This is a genomic window from Marivivens aquimaris (assembly GCF_015220045.1).
In the GTDB taxonomy this organism is placed as follows: Bacteria; Pseudomonadota; Alphaproteobacteria; order Rhodobacterales; family Rhodobacteraceae; genus Marivivens; species Marivivens aquimaris.
Genome location: NZ_JADBGB010000001.1, coordinates 930,175 through 949,203, shown reverse-complemented (window position 1 = coordinate 949,203; position 19,029 = coordinate 930,175). Strand labels below are relative to the sequence as shown.

16 protein-coding genes are annotated in these 19,029 nt (G+C 62.7%); 6 read left to right on the top strand and 10 right to left on the bottom strand.

Features of this window, described 5'->3' with window-relative positions:
• The 5 genes from IF204_RS04780 to cysG are packed head-to-tail and all read left to right on the top strand — an operon-like array spanning position 1 to position 8,457.
• On the top strand, positions 1–1,680 hold the full coding sequence (locus tag IF204_RS04780) for an ABC transporter ATP-binding protein (protein WP_194095102.1): 1,680 nt from the start codon (positions 1–3) through the stop codon (positions 1,678–1,680).
• A gap of 5 nt (positions 1,681–1,685) precedes the next feature.
• The gene (gene nirB, locus IF204_RS04775; protein ID WP_194095101.1) at positions 1,686–4,124 is read left to right on the top strand and encodes a nitrite reductase large subunit NirB; all 2,439 of its coding nucleotides are present in this window, start codon (positions 1,686–1,688) and stop codon (positions 4,122–4,124) included.
• A complete protein-coding gene (gene nirD / locus IF204_RS04770; protein ID WP_194095100.1) occupies positions 4,121–4,456 on the top strand; it encodes a nitrite reductase small subunit NirD in 336 nt (111 codons plus the stop codon). Before nirB ends, nirD begins: the two co-directional genes overlap by 4 nt.
• Positions 4,453–7,053 (top strand): nitrate reductase, encoded by a 2,601-nt coding sequence (locus tag IF204_RS04765; protein ID WP_194095098.1) that lies wholly within the window; start codon positions 4,453–4,455, stop codon positions 7,051–7,053. The genes nirD and IF204_RS04765 overlap by 4 nt, the downstream gene beginning before the upstream one ends.
• A 12-nt stretch (positions 7,054–7,065) precedes the next feature.
• Positions 7,066–8,457: a siroheme synthase CysG gene (gene cysG / locus IF204_RS04760; RefSeq protein ID WP_228069071.1), complete on the top strand. Its 1,392-nt coding sequence runs from the start codon at positions 7,066–7,068 to the stop codon at positions 8,455–8,457.
• Here cysG and gph read toward each other — a convergent pair.
• From gph to IF204_RS04730, 6 genes are all read right to left on the bottom strand, one after another.
• The gene (gene gph / locus IF204_RS04755; RefSeq protein ID WP_194095096.1) at positions 8,454–9,131 is read right to left on the bottom strand and encodes a phosphoglycolate phosphatase; all 678 of its coding nucleotides are present in this window, start codon (positions 9,129–9,131) and stop codon (positions 8,454–8,456) included. The two genes, cysG and gph, sit on opposite strands and share 4 nt — an antisense overlap.
• Positions 9,124–10,521 (bottom strand): dihydrolipoyl dehydrogenase, encoded by a 1,398-nt coding sequence (gene lpdA, locus IF204_RS04750; protein ID WP_194095094.1) that lies wholly within the window; start codon positions 10,519–10,521, stop codon positions 9,124–9,126. Before lpdA ends, gph begins: the two co-directional genes overlap by 8 nt.
• A gap of 75 nt (positions 10,522–10,596) precedes the next feature.
• The gene (locus tag IF204_RS04745) at positions 10,597–11,898 is read right to left on the bottom strand and encodes an alpha/beta fold hydrolase (protein WP_194095092.1); all 1,302 of its coding nucleotides are present in this window, start codon (positions 11,896–11,898) and stop codon (positions 10,597–10,599) included.
• Between the two features lie 11 nt (positions 11,899–11,909).
• Positions 11,910–13,130: a transaldolase family protein gene (locus IF204_RS04740; protein WP_194095090.1), complete on the bottom strand. Its 1,221-nt coding sequence runs from the start codon at positions 13,128–13,130 to the stop codon at positions 11,910–11,912.
• A gap of 9 nt (positions 13,131–13,139) precedes the next feature.
• Complete coding sequence (locus tag IF204_RS04735) at positions 13,140–14,147, bottom strand: alpha-ketoacid dehydrogenase subunit beta (protein WP_194095089.1); 1,008 nt, start codon at positions 14,145–14,147, stop codon at positions 13,140–13,142.
• A gap of 29 nt (positions 14,148–14,176) precedes the next feature.
• Entirely contained in the window at positions 14,177–15,163 is a 987-nt protein-coding gene (locus IF204_RS04730; protein ID WP_194095087.1) for a thiamine pyrophosphate-dependent dehydrogenase E1 component subunit alpha, read from the bottom strand.
• Between the two features lie 295 nt (positions 15,164–15,458).
• On the opposite strand from IF204_RS04730, the gene IF204_RS04725 reads away from it, so the two are divergent.
• Positions 15,459–16,364, top strand: coding sequence for a MurR/RpiR family transcriptional regulator (locus IF204_RS04725; RefSeq protein ID WP_194095085.1), 906 nt, complete (start codon positions 15,459–15,461; stop codon positions 16,362–16,364).
• Positions 16,365–16,436: 72 nt separating this feature from the next.
• On the opposite strand, the gene IF204_RS04720 is transcribed toward IF204_RS04725, so the two are convergent.
• The 4 genes from IF204_RS04720 to IF204_RS04705 are packed head-to-tail and all read right to left on the bottom strand — an operon-like array spanning position 16,437 to position 19,001.
• On the bottom strand, positions 16,437–17,126 hold the full coding sequence (locus IF204_RS04720; protein WP_194095083.1) for an MBL fold metallo-hydrolase: 690 nt from the start codon (positions 17,124–17,126) through the stop codon (positions 16,437–16,439).
• 3 nt (positions 17,127–17,129) lie between these two features.
• Positions 17,130–17,414: a putative quinol monooxygenase gene (locus tag IF204_RS04715; protein ID WP_194095081.1), complete on the bottom strand. Its 285-nt coding sequence runs from the start codon at positions 17,412–17,414 to the stop codon at positions 17,130–17,132.
• Positions 17,405–18,133, bottom strand: coding sequence for an HAD family hydrolase (locus IF204_RS04710; RefSeq protein WP_194095079.1), 729 nt, complete (start codon positions 18,131–18,133; stop codon positions 17,405–17,407). The genes IF204_RS04715 and IF204_RS04710 overlap by 10 nt, the downstream gene beginning before the upstream one ends.
• Positions 18,123–19,001, bottom strand: coding sequence for a class II fructose-bisphosphate aldolase (locus tag IF204_RS04705; protein WP_194095077.1), 879 nt, complete (start codon positions 18,999–19,001; stop codon positions 18,123–18,125). The genes IF204_RS04710 and IF204_RS04705 overlap by 11 nt, the downstream gene beginning before the upstream one ends.
• Positions 19,002–19,029: the final 28 nt, after the last annotated feature.

Sequence of the window (19,029 nt, the reverse complement as noted above, 5' to 3'; positions counted from 1 at the left end):
ATGAGCATCCTGAGCTTCCAGAACGTCAACAAGGGCTTCGGTCAGGGGACCAACCGCACCGAAGTTCTGAAGGGTATCTCCCTCGACATCGAAGAAGGCGAGTTCATTGCGATCCTCGGCTTCTCCGGCACCGGCAAGTCCACCCTGATGAACCTTATCGCGGGTCTGGAAATGCCCGACAGCGGCAGCGTCACGTTCAAGGGCAAGCCGATCACCGGCCCCGGCCCCGAACGCGGCCTGATCTTCCAGAGCTACTCGCTGATGCCGTGGCTCACGGTGAAGGGCAACATCATGGTCGCCATCGACTCCGTGTTCCCCAAGCTGTCGAAGGCCGAAAAGGACGCGAAGGCGGATCACTACATCGCCATGGTCGGCCTTAGCCACGCCGCAGGCCGTCGCCCTGCGGAACTGTCGGGCGGTATGCGCCAGCGTGTGTCGGTGGCTCGCGCCCTCGCCATGTCGCCGGAAATGCTGCTGCTCGACGAGCCGCTCTCGGCCCTCGACGCGCTGACCCGCGCCAACCTCGCGGACGAGATCCTCGATATCTGGGAACAGGACAAGAAGACCTGCATCCTGATCACCAACGACGTGGACGAAGCGATCCTTCTGGCGGACCGCATCATCCCGCTCAACCCCGATGGCACGCTGGGCGAGCCCGTCACCGTCACCATTCCGCGTCCCCGTGACCGGATCGAGATGAACAACGACGACACGTTCCACAAGCTGCGTGCTCAGGTCACCAACTACCTGATGGACGTGGGTATCCAAGGCAAAGCGGAAGAAACCCGCCTGCTGCCGAACGTCACCCCGATCCACGGTATTCCGGCGGCTGTCGCGAAGGCACAGGAAGGTCTGATCGAAGAGCGCTTCCTCGACTTCTCGCAGCTTCACAAGATCTACCCGACGCCCAAGGGCCCGCTCACCGTGGTCGAGGACTTCAACCTCAAGGTCAACCGCGGCGAGTTCATCAGCCTCATCGGTCACTCGGGCTGCGGCAAGTCCACGGTTCTGACGATGGCGGCGGGTCTGAACCCGATTTCCAAGGGTGCGATCAAGCTGGACGGTCGCCACGTCGAGGGCGCTGACCCCGAACGTGCCGTGGTGTTCCAGTCGCCGAACCTGTTCCCGTGGCTGTCGGCCAAGGAAAACGTGTCGATCGGCGTGGACAAGGTCTATCCCAAGGCATCGCAGCAGGAACGTCAGGACGTGGTGGAATACTACCTCGAGCGTGTGGGCCTCGCCGATGCGATGGACCGCCCCGCGCACTCGATGTCCAACGGCATGAAACAGCGCGTCGGCATCGCCCGCGCGTTCGCCCTGTCGCCCAAACTGCTGCTGCTCGACGAGCCCTTCGGGATGCTCGACAGCCTGACCCGCTGGGAACTTCAGGAAGTTCTCATGGAGGTCTGGAGCCGCACCAAAGTGACCGCGATCTGCGTCACCCACGACGTAGACGAAGCGATCCTTCTGGCAGACCGCGTGGTCATGATGACCAACGGTCCGCAGGCCACCATCGGCAAGATTACCGACGTCAAACTGCCGCGCCCGCGCACCCGCAAGGCGCTCCTCGAACACCCTGATTACTATCACTACCGGCAGGAAGTGCTCGATTTCCTTGAGGAATACGAACACGGGGCCAAGCCCAAACCGAAGCCGGTCAAAGCTATCGCAGCGGAGTGAATGTCATGAAAAAGAAACTCGTTGTTATCGGGGCCGGCATGGCCTCCGGCCGGATGCTCGAACGCCTGTTCGAAGCGAACGCCGATTTCGATGTTACCCTCTTCAACGCAGAGCCGCGCGGCAACTACAACCGCCTGATGCTCTCGCCGGTTCTGTCGGGCGAAAAGACCTACGAGCAGATCGTCACCCATGACGACGCTTGGTACGCAGAGAACGGCGTCACCTGCCGCTTCGGCGAAAAGGTCACCGGCATCGACCGCGACCGCAAGGTCGTCATCGGTGAAAATGGCGAAGTCGCCTACGACAAGCTGGTCATCGGCACCGGTTCGAACCCGTTCATCATCCCGCTGCCGGGTCACGATCTGGACGGCGTGATCCCCTACCGCGACCTCGAAGACACCCAGTCGATGATCGACCTTGGCGCGAAGCCGGGATCGAAGGCTGTGGTCATCGGCGGCGGCCTGCTCGGTCTCGAAGCGGCTGCGGGCATGGCTGCACGCGGAGTCGAAGTCACCGTGGTTCACATCATGGGTCACCTGATGGAGCGTCAGTTGGACGAGGCCGCAGGATACCTGCTGCGCAAGTCGCTGACCGAAAAAGGCATCAAGGTCATGTGCAAGGCGAACTCGAAAGAGATCCTCGCCGATGACAACGGCCACGTCCGCGCGCTGCTGCTGGACGACGGCACCGAACTGCCGTGTGATCTGCTGGTCATGGCTGTCGGCATCCGCCCGAACACCAAGCTCGGCGCAGAGGCCGGCCTCGCTGTTGGCAAGGGTATCCATGTCGATGACCAGATGGTCACTTCGGACCCCGATATCCTGTCGCTCGGCGAATGCGTGGAACATAACGGCGCGATCTTCGGCCTCGTGGCTCCGCTCTATGATCAGGCCCGCGTTCTGGCGAACACCCTGATGGGTATCGAAGATGCCTTTGTGAACAAAGAGGTATCGACCAAGCTGAAAGTTACGGGTTGTGATCTGTTCTCCGCTGGTGACTTTGCCGAGGGCGAAGGCCGCGAGGACATCGTGTTCCGCGATCCTGCCCGCGGCGTCTACAAGCGCCTGATCCTTCAGGGCAACAAGGTCATTGGTGCCGTCATGTACGGCGACACCGCAGACGGCGCGTGGTTCTACAACCACATCAAGGAAGGCACCGATGTCGCCGACATGCGCGACACACTGATCTTTGGTCCGGCCTATCAGGGCGGAGCCGCCGCGGACCCTTTGTCGGCCGTTGCAGCCTTACCGGCTGACGCAGAAATCTGCGGCTGCAACGGCGTATGCAAAGGCAAGATCGTGGACGCCATCAACGGCGGTGCCACCACGCTGGACGCCGTGCGCGCCACGACCAAAGCGTCTGGCTCCTGCGGCACCTGCACCGGTCTTGTCGAGCAGGTTCTGGCAGTCACTCTGGGCGATGACTTCGTCATGCCGACGGCCCAGCCGATCTGCAAATGTTCGGACCACACCCATGAAGACGTGCGCCGCCTGATCAAGGCGCAGGAACTCAAATCCATGCCCGCTGTGTTTCAGGAACTCGCATGGAAAACCGTCGACGGCTGCCACGTCTGCCGTCCGGCGCTGAACTTCTACCTGCTGGCCGACTGGCCGCTGGACTATCAGGATGACCTGCAGTCGCGCTTCATCAACGAACGCAAGCACGCCAACATCCAGAAGGACGGCACCTTCTCGGTCGTTCCGCGTATGTGGGGCGGCATGACCACCTCGGACGAGCTGCGCGCCATCGCGGACGTGGTGGACAAGTTCAAGATCCCGACCGTCCACGTCACGGGCGGCCAGCGTATCGACCTTCTCGGCGTCAAAGGCGAAGATTTGCCGGACGTCTGGGCCGATCTGAACAAGGCCGGTATGGTGTCGGGTCACGCTTATTCCAAGGGTCTGCGCACGGTGAAAACCTGTGTGGGCAAGGACCACTGCCGCTTCGGCACGCAGGACAGTTCGGGCCTCGGTATCCAGTTGGAAAAGGCGCTCTGGGGGTCGTGGACACCGCACAAGGTCAAACTGGCCGTGTCGGGCTGCCCGCGTAACTGCGCCGAAGCGACCTGTAAGGACATCGGCGTCGTCTGCGTCGACAGCGGCTACGAGATCGGCATCGCCGGTGCTGCTGGTATGGACGTGAAGGAAACCGAACCCTTCCACAAAGCCACCACCGAGGCCGAGGTTCTGGAATACACGCAGGCTGTCATGCAGCTCTACCGTGAAAACGCCAAGTACCTCGACCGCATCTACAAGTGGGTGAACAAGGTCGGGCTCGACTGGGTCAAAGAGCAGGTCGCGGATGATGCGAACCGCAAGGCGCTGGTCGAACGCTTCCTGATCTCCCAGTCCGTTTACCAGAAAGACCCGTGGGCAGAGCACGTCGAAAAGGAACAGGCGCGCTACACCCCGATGGCAAACCTCATGATGGAGGCAGCAGAATGACCCAGTGGATCGATATCGCCGCACTCGTCGACATCCCGCGCCAAGGTGCGCGGGTCGTCAAAACGGCTCAGGGCTGCGTCGCAGTGTTCCGCACGCTCGATGACCATGTGTTCGCGCTCGAAGACCGCTGCCCCCACAAGGGCGGCCCCCTCTCCGAAGGCATCGTCCATGGCCACAAGGTCACCTGCCCGCTGCACAACTGGGTGTTCGACATGAACACCGGCGAAGCGCAGGGCGCCGACGAAGGTCAGGTCGGCACCTACGCGGCCAAAGTCGAAGCGGGCCGCATCTATCTGGACGCAACCCAACTGATGGCACGGAGCGCAGCATGAAAGACCTCGGGCTTGGTAAAACCGTTCGGACCACTTGCGCCTATTGCGGCGTAGGTTGCGGTGTCCTTGCGACCACAAGCCCGATTGGTGAAGTCACCGTGACGGGCGATCCCGAGCATCCGGCCAACTACGGTCGGCTCTGCTCCAAGGGGTCGGCCCTCGCGGATACGCTAAGCAGCCGCGGCCGCTTGGTCAGCCCCGAAATCGGCGGCGTGAAAACCGACTGGGATACCGCGCTGGAACTTGTCGCCAAGCGGTTCCAGAAAACCATCGCAGAGCACGGCCCCGATAGCGTGGCGTTCTACGTCTCGGGCCAGCTGCTGACCGAAGATTACTATGTCGCCAACAAGCTGATGAAGGGTTTCATCGGCTCGGCAAACATCGACACGAATTCCCGCCTGTGTATGGCGTCCTCCGTCGCGGGCCATCGCCGCGCGTTCGGCACGGACACCGTTCCGGGCAATTACGAGGATCTCGAACAGGCCGATCTGGTGGTGCTGACGGGGTCCAACCTCGCATGGTGCCATCCGGTGCTCTATCAGCGCCTGCTCGCCGCCAAGACCGCGAACCCTGCGATGAAAGTCGTGAACATCGACCCGCGCCGCACCGCGACTTCGGACATCGCGGACCTGCATTTGCAGATCGAGGTCGGCGCAGACGTCACGCTATTCAACCGCCTTCTGCTGGCGATCGTGGACGGCGGTCATGTGGACCACGACTACGTCGCCGCCCACGTCAACGGCTTCGATGCCGCCGTCACTGCTGCCCGCCAAGAGGCGCAGGCGGAGCTCGGCATTCCGGACGAAGACCTGCAAGCATTCCTCGACCTGTGGACAGGTACCCGCAAGGTCGTCACCGTCTACAGCCAAGGCGTGAACCAATCGAGCAGCGGTTCCGACAAGGTCAACGCAATCATCAACTGTCACCTCGCCACGGGCCGGATCGGCCATGTCGGCATGGGACCGTTCAGCGTCACCGGCCAGCCCAACGCCATGGGCGGGCGCGAGGTCGGCGGTCTGGCGAATATGCTCGCCTGTCACCTCGATCTGGAGAACGCGGACCACCGCGACGCCGTGCAGGACTTCTGGCACGCCCCTGCGATGCCGGACAAAGCGGGCCTGAAGGCAGTCGACATGTTCGACGCCGTGGCCGATGGCCGGATCAAGGCGATCTGGATCATGTGCACCAACCCCGTGGTCTCCATGCCCGAGGCCGACAAGGTCCGCGCCGCCCTCGAGAGCTGCGAATTCGTCGTGGTCTCGGACATGTACGGCGACACGGATACCGCGCTAACCGCCGATGTCCTCCTCCCCGCGACGGGGTGGAGCGAAAAGGACGGCACCGTCACCAATTCCGACCGCACGATCAGCCGCCAGCGGGGCTTCATCGCGCCTGTCGGTCAGGCGAAACACGACTGGGACATCATCTCCGAAGTCGGTCGCCGCATGGGCTGGGAAAGCGCGTTCGCCTACACCGCGCCGGAGGACATCTTCCGCGAATATGCCGCGCTGTCGTCGCTTGGCAGTAAGTTCGGCAAGGACTTCGACATCTCGGCTTGGGACATCGACTATGACGGCATGAGCCCGACCCGCTGGGGACAGGAACGCTACTTCGGCAATGGCGGGTTCTACCACGCCGATGGCCGCGCCAAGATGCTGCCCGTCCAATACACCGCACCGAAAAGCGCCGCGACCGATGCCTTCCCGCTGCGCATGAACTCGGGCCGCGTGCGTGACCACTGGCATACCATGACCCGCACGGGTCAGGCGGCGCGTCTGTCGCAGCACCTTGCCGAGCCGTTCATCGAAATCCACCCCGCCACGGCAGAGCGTCTGGGCATCAAACCCGCGCATCTGGTCGAGGTCACATCCCCCCACGGCACCGCCACTGTCCGCGCGCTCATCACCGACCGCGTGCGCCGCCGCGATGTGTTCGTGCCCATCCACTGGACGGGGCAGTATTCCTCTGCCGGACGCGTCGATGCGCTGGTAGCGGGCCATACCGACCCCGTGTCGGGCCAGCCCGAAAGCAAGGCGACCTGCGTGGACGCGCAGCCCTTCGCCGCCGATTTTTACGCATTTGCCGTATCGACCACCGAGCCGCAGCCCGACTGCGCCTATTGGGCCAAAGCCCGCGTAGACGCAGGTTGGCGCATGGAACTGGCGGGCGCGAAGCCTGCGGACTGGGAAGCCTTTGCCATCTCGCTTTTCGGCAAGGGCGACGTCACCAGCGTGATCGACGATGCGCGCGGCATTGCCCGCATCGCCGTCTCCCGCAACGGCAGGCTGCTGGGCGCTCTGTTCGCCGGCCCCGAACCGGTCGCGGTGTCGCGCAGCCACCTCGCCTCGCTTTTGGGCGAAGCACCGGGTGCCGTGCTTGCCGGTCGTCCCGGAGCCGACCAACCCGACGCGGGCCCGATCATCTGCTCGTGTTTCTCGGTCGGTGTGAATACTATCTTGACCGCGATGGAGAAGGACGGCCTGATGACCGTCGAAGCCATCGGCAAAGCGCTCTCCGCAGGGACCAACTGCGGGTCCTGCAAACCCGAAATCGCCCAACTGATCGCCCGCACAGCGATCCGCGAAGCCGCCGAATAACGGAGCCCGACCATGCAGTCCTTCCCGATGTTCATCAAAATGACAGGCCGGAAGGTCGTCATTGTCGGTGGCGGCGAACAGGCAGCACAGAAAACGCGCCTGATGCTGAAGACGGAAGCCGCGATCATCGTCGCGGCTCACGAATTGGACGACGAACTGACGGGGCTGCTGGCCAAGGGCCGCATCAGCCACTTTGACGGCGCAATCAAGGCGGAGCTGTTCGCGGACACCGCGATGGTCCTGATCGGCACGGGCTGCCCCGCGATCGACGCCTCGATCCACGCCATTGCCAAGGCCGCTGGCGCATTGGTCAACGTGGTCGACCAGCCGCACCTGTGCGATGCCACCACTCCGTCGATTGTGGACCGCGATCCGGTCGTGGTCGCCATCGGCACCGAAGGCACCGCGCCCGTGCTGGGCCGCCGCATCAAGACCCAGATCGAGCAGATGCTGGACCCGCAGATCGGTACGTTCGCCGCGCTTGCGGGCCGTCTGCGCGGCGCTGTCGCCCACCGCATCCCGCGCGAAAACCGCCGCGAATTCTGGCGCTGGACTTTCAACGACGCGCCTTGGACCACGTTCAAACGCGGTGCGCAGCGCGAAGCGGCGGAGATGCTGAAAACCGCTGTGGCAGAAGGCGAATATGCAGCCGCTAAAGGCTCGATCTGCCTTGTAGGTGCTGGCCCCGGTGCGCGCGATCTGCTGACCCTCCGCGCCGTTGAGCGCCTTCAGGAAGCGGACGTCATTTTCTATGACCGCCTCGTCGATCCGGAGGTTCTGGAGCTTGCCCGCCGCGATGCGGAGCGTGTCTATGTCGGCAAGGTCGTCGGTGCGCACGCCCTGCCCCAAGACCGCATCAACCAGCTGATCGTTGCCGAGGCGCTGAAAGGCCGCCGCGTCGTGCGTCTGAAGTCCGGCGATCCGACCATTTTCGGACGCATGACCGAGGAACTGGACGCCGCCCGCGAGGCTGGCATCGAGACCGAAGTCGTCCCCGGCATCACCGCCGCGACCGCTGCCGCGGCCCAGATGCAGGTGAGCCTGACCGAGCGGAACAAGTACGACTCCGTCACCTTTGCAACCGGAGCCTTCGCCGAAGACGCAGACCCGCGCGACCTGCTCCGCCATATCAAATCAGGCACCCGCGTGGTGTTCTACATGTGCGTGGCGAGCGCCGAGAAGCTTGCGAATTCGATTATCGAAGAGGGCCTCGCCGACCGCGTCGGCGTCACCATCGCTAGTGACGTGTCCTCCCCGCGTGCAGAGTTCATCGAGACCTCGGTGGGTGACCTCGTTGAGACTCTGCAAACCGCCTCGATCAGCGGCAAAGCCCTGCTGATCATCTCGCCCGACACCGACCTCGCCATGGCAAAGCCTGTCGGCAAAATCCTGCGGTCGGTCTAACCGATCAGGCGCTCGACCGCGTCGGGCACCTCGGACAGGCTGGAGACCAGCGCGTCGGGACGAAGTTCTGCAAGCGGCATCTTTGCGTAGCCCCAATCGGCGGCAATGATGGGGAGTTTCGCGGCCTTAGCGGCGGCGACATCAACCTCGGAGTCGCCGATCATGATTGCGGGCTTCGAAGCGGGATTGCTTTCAGGCAAGCAGCTGAGCAGGTGTTTCGGGTCGGGCTTGGCCACGCCGAATGTGTCCGGCCCCGCGACCAAGGCGAAAGCCTGCAACAAGCCCAGATCCTCAAGCAGTCCCCGCGCACTCGCTTCGCGCTTGTTGGTGCAAACCACAAGCCGCCACCCCGCATGACGCAGAGCGGCGAGCGTTTCAGCGGCTCCAGGATAAGGCTGGCTCTTGCGTGACAGGTGCGCGGTGTAGTGCTTGACGAACTGCTGCGTGGCAAGCGCCTGCTCTTCGGGCGCGAGGTAGTTGCCCCGCGCCTCCAGCCCTTTGCGAACTAGTTCCGCGATGCCATGCCCGATGAGGCTGCGCGTATGTTCAAGCCCGATGGGCGCGAGGCCCCTTTCGGTCAGCAGCGTGTCCAGCGCATCGGCTAGATCCGGGGCGCTGTCGACGAGCGTGCCGTCGAGATCGAAGATCACTGTTCCGCGTACGCGCTCAGGCATGGATGGCTCCTTCTCCTGCCGCCAGAACGGCTTCGTGCAGGGCTTCGGACAAAGTCGGATGCGGGAAGACGACTGACTTCAGCTGCGCCGCCGTTGCACTGAGCGTCACTGCGATGGTGAGGCCATGAATCAATTCGCTCGCTTCGGCACCGATGACCTGAGCGCCGAGCAGAATGTCCTTCTCAGCGTCGAAAACGCATTTGATGAGGCCGTCGGGTTCGTTCAGTACCAGCGCCTTGCCGTTGCCGCGCATGGAGAAACGGCCCACTTTGACTTTGCGACCGGCGGCGACAGCCTGCGCTTCAGTCATACCGACGGAGGCAAGCTGCGGATGGGCGTAAATGCAGCTGGGGATCGGCGAATGGGCGGCGTGGGTTTCGCCACGCGCGATGGCTTCGACGCAAGCGATCCCGTCGTGGGACGCTTTGTGAGCCAGCATGGGCGGACCGGCGATATCACCGATAGCATAGACCCCTTGAACAGAGGTACGGCCCGCGCCGGTGGTTTTGACCGCTCCAGCGGACATGTCGATCCCCAGCTCCTCAAGGCCTAATCCGGCGGCATTCGGAACCACACCAACGGCGCTGAGCAAGCGGTCGGCCGTCAGGGTCTGACCGTCGGACAGCGTGGCGACGACATTGCCGTTCCGCTGGAGGCTCGTGACCGAGACGCCGGTCATGATTTTGATGCCGCGTTTTTGCATGGCCTTGGACATGAGGTCCGCAAGCTCGGCATCCTCGTTCGGCAGGATTTGCGGGGCAAGCTCGACCACCGTCACCTGCGTGCCCATCGCGGCGTAGATCGAAGCGAATTCCAGCCCGATGGCACCGGAGCCGACGACGATCAGCGAGGCAGGCACCGATGTCGGGCGCAGCGCCTCCATGTAGGTCCAGACGAGGTTGCCGTCAGGCTCCAGCCCCGGAATGACGCGAGGCTTCGCACCGGTGGCGAGGATGATGTGGTCGGCCTCGTATCGGCCCGCGCCCAAGGCACCACGCGGACCGGAAACACCGCTGTCGCTCACGGTCACAGCCCCGCCACCTTCGAGCCGCGCAGCGCCCCAGATCAGGTCGACGCCGTTTTTCTTCAGCAGGAAAGCCACACCGGCGGAGAGCTGCGTGCTGATCTCTTTGGAGCGACCGACCAGACGCTCAGGGTCGATTGCGGCGGAGAGCGGCGCAAGACCGAAACGTTCAGCCATATTCGCATCACGCAGGACGTCCGTGCCCTTGAGCATCGTTTTCGTCGGGATGCAGCCCCAATTGAGGCAGATGCCGCCCAAGTGAGCCCGCTCAATCAGGCCCACACTGAGGCCAAGCTGACGCGCGCGGATCGCGGCCACATAACCGCCCGGACCTGCACCGACGACCAGAACATCATAACGGCTCATAGAGTGGCTCCTGTTGAACGCTTGATATGGAAGTGGGCGCGTGCCCCACGGCAACAGGGCACGCGCCGGACCGGATCATCCCGCAGATCGGATGGTCCGGGCGATCAAGGTCTGCACCAGCTCGGCAGCCTCGATCTGTGGCAGGTGGCCGACGCCGTTCAGCCTGTGCAGCGCGACCTGCGACGGCAGCGCCGCCTCGATCTCGCGCAGCGGCACGATGGCATCGTCGCGACCTGCGATGACGGTACATGGGCCACTGTACCGTTTGAGCGCTGCTCTCACCGAGAACAGCTGGGTCGACGCTTCGAACAGGCCGCTCGCGATGCGGCGCTGTGCCTGAACGAGACCCGCTTCTTCGCGGGCGGCATGGGTCGCACGGACCAGCACCGGCGCGAGGCTGGCAGGATCGGAGACCAGACGGCACATCCACGCACCGAGCGCGGCTTCGGATGTCGAGGACAGGAAGCCTTCGACAAAGTCGCCGTCGATGGATGCGCCCAGACCCGCAGGGGCCAGAAGCGTCAGCGAACGGACGTCCAGATCACCGCGTTCGGTGAGCGCGACAGCCACCGCTGCGCCCAGTGAGTGACCGACGAGGTGAACGCCGCCGTGAACGCTGCGAAGTGCCTGACCGACAGCCGCGACCAGATCGGCGAAGTCACCCGCCGGAATGTCTCGCGATGCGCCGTGGCAGGGCAGATCGAGCGCCAGCAGCGGTAATCCGATACCGAGGCGGGCCACCAACGGACGCCACGAGGACAAGTCCGCGCCGAAGCCGTGGAGGAACACGACCGGCGTGCCCTGCCCCGATTGGAGCGTGCGCAGTTCGATCGGACCGCCAGAGGCGATGGCCTGACCAGCCACCCCCTCGACGTCCTTGAGAACGACTGCGCCCGCAGGACCCGATCCGAGCATCTGGGAGATGTCGAGACCACGTCCTTCGGCCATCCGGCGCGCAACGGGCGATGCCCGACGCGCCGGATTGACCGCACCACCTGTAGTCGCAGTGGATGGGACGACCTGTTCTGAGAGAGTAACGGTCGACGTAGCAGCGGCGGAAATGGGAGGCACCGCCTCTGCGACTACAGGTGAGGGTTCTTCGACCTTGGCCGGAGCGGCGGCGGCTTCCACCACCTCTCCGGGTTGGCCAAGGTGCATGAGCGGTTCAAGCACGATGGCCGTATCGCCAACCTGCCACGGCAGGCTGATGACGGTGCCTTCGCTGAACGCTTCGACTTCGAACGAAGCCTTTTCGGATTCGACGACCGCAACAAGGTCGCCTTTCTTGACCGTGTCACCGAGCTTGACGTGCAGCTCGGTCACTTTGGCTTCGGTCAGGTCTTGTCCGACCTGCGGAACAAGGATTGCTTCTGCCATGTCCTTCTCCCTCAGGCGGCTTGTTGACGGGCGCTTTCCAGCGCACGGGCCACGAAATCGACCGTCTTGCGGGTCGCGGCGGCGAATTCGGTGGCAGTGGCGGCGAAGGCTCCGAAGCGGCTGAACTCTTCGGGTGTCATCCCGTCGAGGTCGTAGGCCTGACGGAAGTACGGAAGCTGTCGCAGCTTCTCGATCACCTCGACGGGCGGCTCTTCGTTGATCGCGTTCGCGTCGAACTCCGGCAGACGGTCTTCGGCCTGCATGAGCGCCGCGATGTAGCTGGGCGGACAGGTGTAGACGAAATCGCCGCCTGCGATCTTGGAGATGTGCCACGAGGAGGCAGAACCGCCCTCGCCTTCGTCGGTGACGCGCATCGAACACTGGAGCATCTTGGACGGATGACCGTTCCTTTTGCCCATGTGGTAGGCGCGCTTGAGCACTGCCATCTCGCCGTGCAGGATATCCTCGTCGGTGACGGTGATCCCGCGCAGTTCGGCTTGGGCCTTCAGATCACCGATGTTGCCCAGACGGGACGACATGTGGGTGATGACCGAACGCCACTTTGACAGGTCGATGCCCGCAACACGCGCACGGTCGAGACCGCGGCTGACGGCGTTCATGCATGCCACATATTGCGGCACGGTGAACGAGGTCGTGTTGTTGGTCGAGATACCCAGCGCGGTCAGTTCCTCGATCACGCGGTAGCCTTCGGCGCTGCCGGGGATCTTGACCATGACGTTGACGCCGAGGCTTGCAAGCTGGAGCCCCTGTGCCAGCATCCGGTCGTAGTCCGTGACGAAGCGCGGATCGACCTGCCCCGAGAGGTAGCCGTTCTTGCCACCCGACGCGATATGGACCGGCAGCAGCATCTCTGCCGACTTGCTGACCACCTCGAGGTAGGTCTTCCAGTAGATCGCCTCGACATCATCATCGGGGTTTTCGGCTGCCAGACGACGGATGACGTCAGCCCAGTAGTCCGGATCGTTCTGGATAGCCTGGAGAGCGAGAGGCGGGTTGGTGGTGACACCACCGAACCCCATCTTCCCCTCGCTCTCGACGGCCGCCGTATCGAACAGCCTTGTGAGCTGTTCGTCCCAATCGGCGGCCTTTTCAGCCGGAGCAGAACTCAGGACTTTCTGCTTCCAGCTTTCGTAAACCAGTGGCGAGCTATCCCACCAGATTTCGCAGTCCGGATTGGTGGCTGCGAGCTTTTCGAGTACGTGCAGAGACATCGGCGCACCTCACTCCGCAGCGGTCGCCAGAGGCGCCATGTGGAGGCTGCGGCGGACCGCTGCCACGACATCGTCCTTCTGCGGGACCGACGCCTTTTCGAGCGTCAGGTTGAACGGTACCGGAATATCCAGACCGGCGACGATCTCGACAGGTGCGTCCAGTTCGTAGAAGCACTCTTCCTGAATGATCGACGCGATGTCCGAGGCCACACCGCCGCGGCGGTTGGCTTCCTGAACGATCACGCAGCGGCGCGTCTTCAGCACCGAATTGATGATCATCTCGCGGTCCAGCGGCACCAGCGTGCGTGGGTCGATGACCTCTGCGTTAATGCCCTGCGCGGCCAGTTCCGCAGCAGCCTCGAGCGTGCGCGGGATCATGTTCGACCAAGCGATCAGGGTCACATCGGTGCCCTCACGCTTGATGTCGCCCTTGCCGAACTCGATGATGTGCTCGCCGTCAGGCACCGGACCCTTGGTCATGTAGAGGTGCTTGTGTTCGAGGAACATCACCGGATCGTCCTGACGCAGAGCGTACTTCAGCAGGCCCTTTGCATCTGCGGGCGTGGACGGCATGACCACGCGCAGACCCGGGATGTGGTAGAACAACGCTTCGAGCGACTGCGAGTGCTGCGCCGCAACGCCGCCGCCGGTACCGCCTTGGGTCCGCATCACGAACGGAACACGGCCCTCGCCGCCCGTCATCAGACGGAACTTCGCAGCCTGGTTCACGATCATATCCATGCCCAGCATGGCGAAGTCGACGTAGAGGATCTCTACGATCGGACGCGAACCTGCGATGGCTGCGCCGACGCCGAGACCGATCATGCCTGCTTCGGCAATCGGGGTGTCGCGGACGCGCTTGGGTCCGTATTTGTCGAGTAGTCCTTCGGTGACCTTGTAGCTGCCACCACGCTCAGCAATGCCTTCACCGATGATGAACACATCGGAATTCAGGCCCATTTCCTCGTCGAGCGCCTCCCGAAGGGCCTCGCGGTACATGAGTTCACGAACTGCCATGATATCTCCTCCTTCTCCCTTGGGTGCCGTCAGTAGCCGACCGCGAATTCGCGGAAGCTTTCGATGGTGACCTCTGGGCTGTTCTTCGAGAATTCGACCGCTTCGGCGAATTCGGCGTTGATTTCGGCTTCGATGGCAGCGATCTCCTCTTCGCTGGCATCGCCAATTTCGCGCAGGGCGTCGCGGGCACGGTCGACCGGATCGCGGGCCTTGTAGTAGGACAGCTCGCTTTCGGGCATATACTTGCCCGGATCGTTCACGTGGTGGCCCATATGGCGGTAGGTCTTGGCCTCGATGAGCACCGGCCCCTTACCCTGACGGCAGGTTTCCACGGCGTCCTTCATCACCTGATAGACAGCGAATGGATCGTTACCGTCGACCTGATGGCTTTCGACGCCGATGGCCTGACCGCGCTTGTAGAGGTCGGTATCTCGGGTGGATTCCTCGATACGGGTCGACACCGCGTAGCCGTTGTTTTCCACGAGCAGGATGAAGTTCAGGTTCCAGATCGCAGCAAGGTTCAGGCTCTCGAGGAAGGTGCCGTTGTTGGACGCACCGTCGGTCGAGAATGTGACGGTGACGGCATCCGAGCCGCGCACCTGATTGGCCAGCGCAGCGCCGACGCCGAGCGGCGTACCTGCGCCCACGATGCCGTTCGCGCCGAGGTTACCGACCTCGATATCCGCGATGTGCATCGAGCCGCCGTAGCCCTTGCAGTAGCCCGTCTCCTTCTGGAGCAGTTCGGCTACCATTTTCTTCACATCCGCACCCCAAGCGATGCAGTGGCCGTGACCGCGGTGGGTCGACGCGATGTAGTCGCCTTCGCTGAGTGCTGCGCAGGCGCCTGTCGCGATGCCTTCCTGCCCCAGATACGGGTGGAAGTAGCCGCGGATCAGGCCTTGACGGTACAGTTTGATCCCTTCGGTCTCGAAGACCCGGATCTTGAACGCCGTGCGGAAAATTTCCTCCAAAAATTCCCGCGACGGTGCGTTCTTCTTATCTGCAACGGCTCCCATTTCTCCTCCAAACTGCCGACTCAATCGGCTTAGTGACCGTTTCTCTTGTATTTTTTGTAGAAATCTCATTCCAACTTGTCGAGAAAATTTTTTGCAAGAATGCGGTCTCGGTGCGATTTTTTGGAAGTTATTTTCAAGCTTCGATGGGCAGGCCTGAAGGTTGTTCTTTTAGATTCAAACCGTTGCGCGTCTGGAAGAGAGGGAAACCACCCGAATGCGCCGTGAAAAAAGTTTGAAAACTTCTTACCGAATGCGGATTTCGGCGATATCCTCGCTCTACTGATGGAGGAAATTCATGCCCGAAATGACACCGCAACCCGCCCTTGAGTCTGACCTCGTTCAGCGAATCCAGGAGCGGTACCAGAACCTCCGGAAGTCGGAGCGGATCGTTGCGGACTACCTGCGAGAGCACGCAGGCACGCGCCTGAGCCTGTCCATCACCGAGCTCGCGCAGACGCTCGGTATCTCCGAGGCCACTATCAGCCGCGTGAGCCGCGCGCTGGGCTATTCGGGCTTTCCCGATCTGAAGCTGTCACTGGCAGAGGGCGCGGTCTCCCGCTCCCGTTACTCCAACATCCCGGCAGAGATCGAACAGACCGACACGCTGATCGGCACCTCGGCCAAGCTGGCAAACCTGCTCGCCACGGCGCTGCAAGGCACCCAGCGGATGCTGGATTCGTCCAAGATCGACCAGTGTATCATCGCACTGAAGAAAGCCCGCCGTATCGTGCTAGTCGGCGTAGGCGGCGGTGCGGCGATCTGTGACGAGGCCGCGCACCTGTTCATGAAAGCCGGGCTTGATGCCACGGCGTGCAACGACCACTACACACAGGTGGTTCTGGCGGCCAACCTCGGCCCCGAAGACGTGATGATCGGCATCTCGCACACCGGCACCACCATGGGCGTCGCGAGCGCGCTGAAACTGGCGGGGGAAAAGGGTGCGACGACCATCGCGATGACCTCTGACCCTGCGTCCGCTGTGGCCCGTGCGGCTGAGATCAATCTGGCAACGTGGACGTCCGACACGCCGTCCGTGCCGCTTTACGGGGACTTTCTCGAAGGCCGCATCAGCCAGATCTACCTGATCGACCTGCTCTATATCGGCCTGCTGTTCGGTGACGATTTCGACGGTTCCGCCAAGCTGCAAAACACCGCCACGGCGCTCACCGATTACTACCAGCACTTCGGCAAGGACGTCTGACGTCCCTGCCCCATACAAAAAGCCCCCGCCGATGACGGCGAGGGCAGTTACTGTCGCGATAGCAGCGGGAGATTATCGCGACTGCTCGAAGACAAACACGCGGGGCGCGCCGCTATCAGGCAGCATCTCGGGTGTCAGCTCCAATTCGGACCCGCCGACGCGGGTAACGGTGTCTTCCGGCACACGGGCGAGGAAGCTTTCGACGGGCTCGATGGCGAGCACGCCTTTTTCACTGAAATAGTGCATCGGAATGACGGCCTTCGGGCCGATGATTTCGATCGCGCGGTCCAGATCGGGCAGCGGGATCGTTGCGTGATCACCGGTCAGCGCAAGGATTACATCCACCGTCCCTTTGAGCGCATCAAGGTGACCATCCGGCACCGCCGTGCCAATGTCGCCCATATGCAGGAACGTCAGCCCGCCGATCTTGAAGCGGTAGAGCGCGTTGGCATCGGGATCGCGGCCGTATTCGGTCTGATAGTCGAAGGTCAGGCTTTCGGTCGCAGGGAACGAGTCCACATGGATGCCTTTGACATCCTGCCCGCCCTGCGGAATGGCGAGTGTGTTGACGACCTCGGGATTGCCGAGGATGTGGCTCGGATCAGAGTGGAAATCGTCGGTGTCTGATGACATCAGCACGATATCCGCAGGCTCGTTAATCGGGTCGAATTTCGACAGTTCGCAGTTGAACGGATCGGTAATGAGTGCGAGACCGTCGCCTTCGAGCCGGAAGCTGGCGTGAGCGTAGAATTTGATTTTCATGGCTCAGACCCTCTGACCGGTGAACAGCGTCCAGCTTTCACAAAGCTCGGATTGCTGCGCTTCGAAGGCTTGCAGGTGCGGCGAGTTCATATGGTCCTGCCAGCGTTCGCGGCTTTCCCACTCCTCGGTGAACATGAACAGACCCTTCTCGTCGTCCGAGGCGTGCATATCGTAGAAAATGCAGCCGTTTTCGGCGCGGGTCGGCGCAAGGAGGCCCGACAGGACCGCCTTCAGGGTTTCTTCCATTCCGGCCTTGGCTTTGAGCCGGGCAACGACGGTCAGTGGCATGTGGCTTCCTCCGATTGGGTGAGTGATTGGCAAAGCGCGAGGTCGATTCCCGCGTCGAGGTCCGAGACGATCCGATCCGCACCGGTGAAGTCTTCGTCTTCCGTGTAGGTAGACTTGGTGACGATGCAGCGCATTCCGGCGGACTTGGCGGCGTTGAGGCCGATGTGGCTGTCTTCGACCACCACGCAGGCTGCAGGGTCGAGGCCGAGCGTCGTCGCTGCCAGCGTGTAGATCGCCGGATCGGGTTTCTTTCTGGCGACGACATCGCCCGCGAAGATCGCGATCTTGTCGGCACGGTCCTCGCCCAGCATAACGCGGACAACCGTTTCGACCGCGCGCTCGTTGGACGTCGAACAGACGGCGACTTTGAGACCCGCGTCCAACGCGGCGTCGACCATTCGCTGCACACCGGGACGAAGAGGGAGCTTGCCGCTTGCGATCAACTCCATGAAGTAAGCGGTCTTGGCGCGGTGCAGGCTCGCGATCAGTTGGTCGCGCTGGCTTTCGGGAACGGGCCAGCCTGTCTCGTCAAAGTGGCGACGCATCCGCTCCTTGCCGCCGCCCGTGGTCAGCAGTTCGCCGTAGCGCTCTACCGACCAGACGGTGTTCAGCTCGTGATCCGCGAAGGCGTGGTTGAACGCCTCGCGGTGGCCATCACGTTCGGTGTCGACGAGAACCCCGTCGCAATCGAAGATGAGCGCCTGCATCTCACGCGACATCGCTCACCTCCCACGCACGGCCCGCCGACCCGAAGGTCTTGATGTTCGAACGAACGTCGGCCTTCATCGCTTCTTCCTGCGCCATCAGGAACGGCAGCGGCTCGGCGAGGGTCGGCTTTTCGGCTTTGAGGTTGGTGAACCCTTCGATGAAGAGCCGCTTGTGCATGGTGGAGATGTTCACCTTACCGCAGCCGAGGCCGATGCAGCGGTGGAACTGATCATCGGTGAGGCCCGTCCCGCCATGCAACGCAATCGGGATGTCGATGGCGTTGGTGATCCGCTCCAGCAGGTCATACGCGATCTTGGCTTCACCGCGATAGAACCCGTGCGCCGTGCCGATGGCAGGCGCGAAGGCTGCGAGGTTCGGCATCTCGGCCACGAATTTCAGGCACTCGTCGAAGTCCGCCAGGCGCGCCGCGTCATCGTTGACGACCTTGTCGTCCTCTACCCCGCCGATGGCGCCGATTTCAGCCTCAAGGCCGATCTTCGCAGACTCGGTCAGGGCATAAACGGCCTTGGACTTGGCGAGGTTTTCTTCGAACGGTAACGACGAGCCGTCGAACATCACGCTGGTCCAGCCCGCGTCGATGCAGCGTTTGATCACGTCAATGTCGGTGCAGTGGTCAAGGTGGAGCGCCACGGGCACGGGCGCATCGTTGGCCAGCATCCAGACCCAGTTCGCCAGATGGCGGTAGCCCCAGTGTTTGACCGTCTTGACCGACACCTGAATGATCACCGGCGCGTTCATGTCCGTCGCGCCGTTGACGATGGCACGGGCGGAGTTGAAATCGATCATGTTATATGCGGCGACGCCGTAGCCGTCCGCACGGGCCCGCCGCAAAAGCGGGCCCATCGAAACCAAAGGCATTGGTTCATCCTTTCAGTTTTGGAGTAAG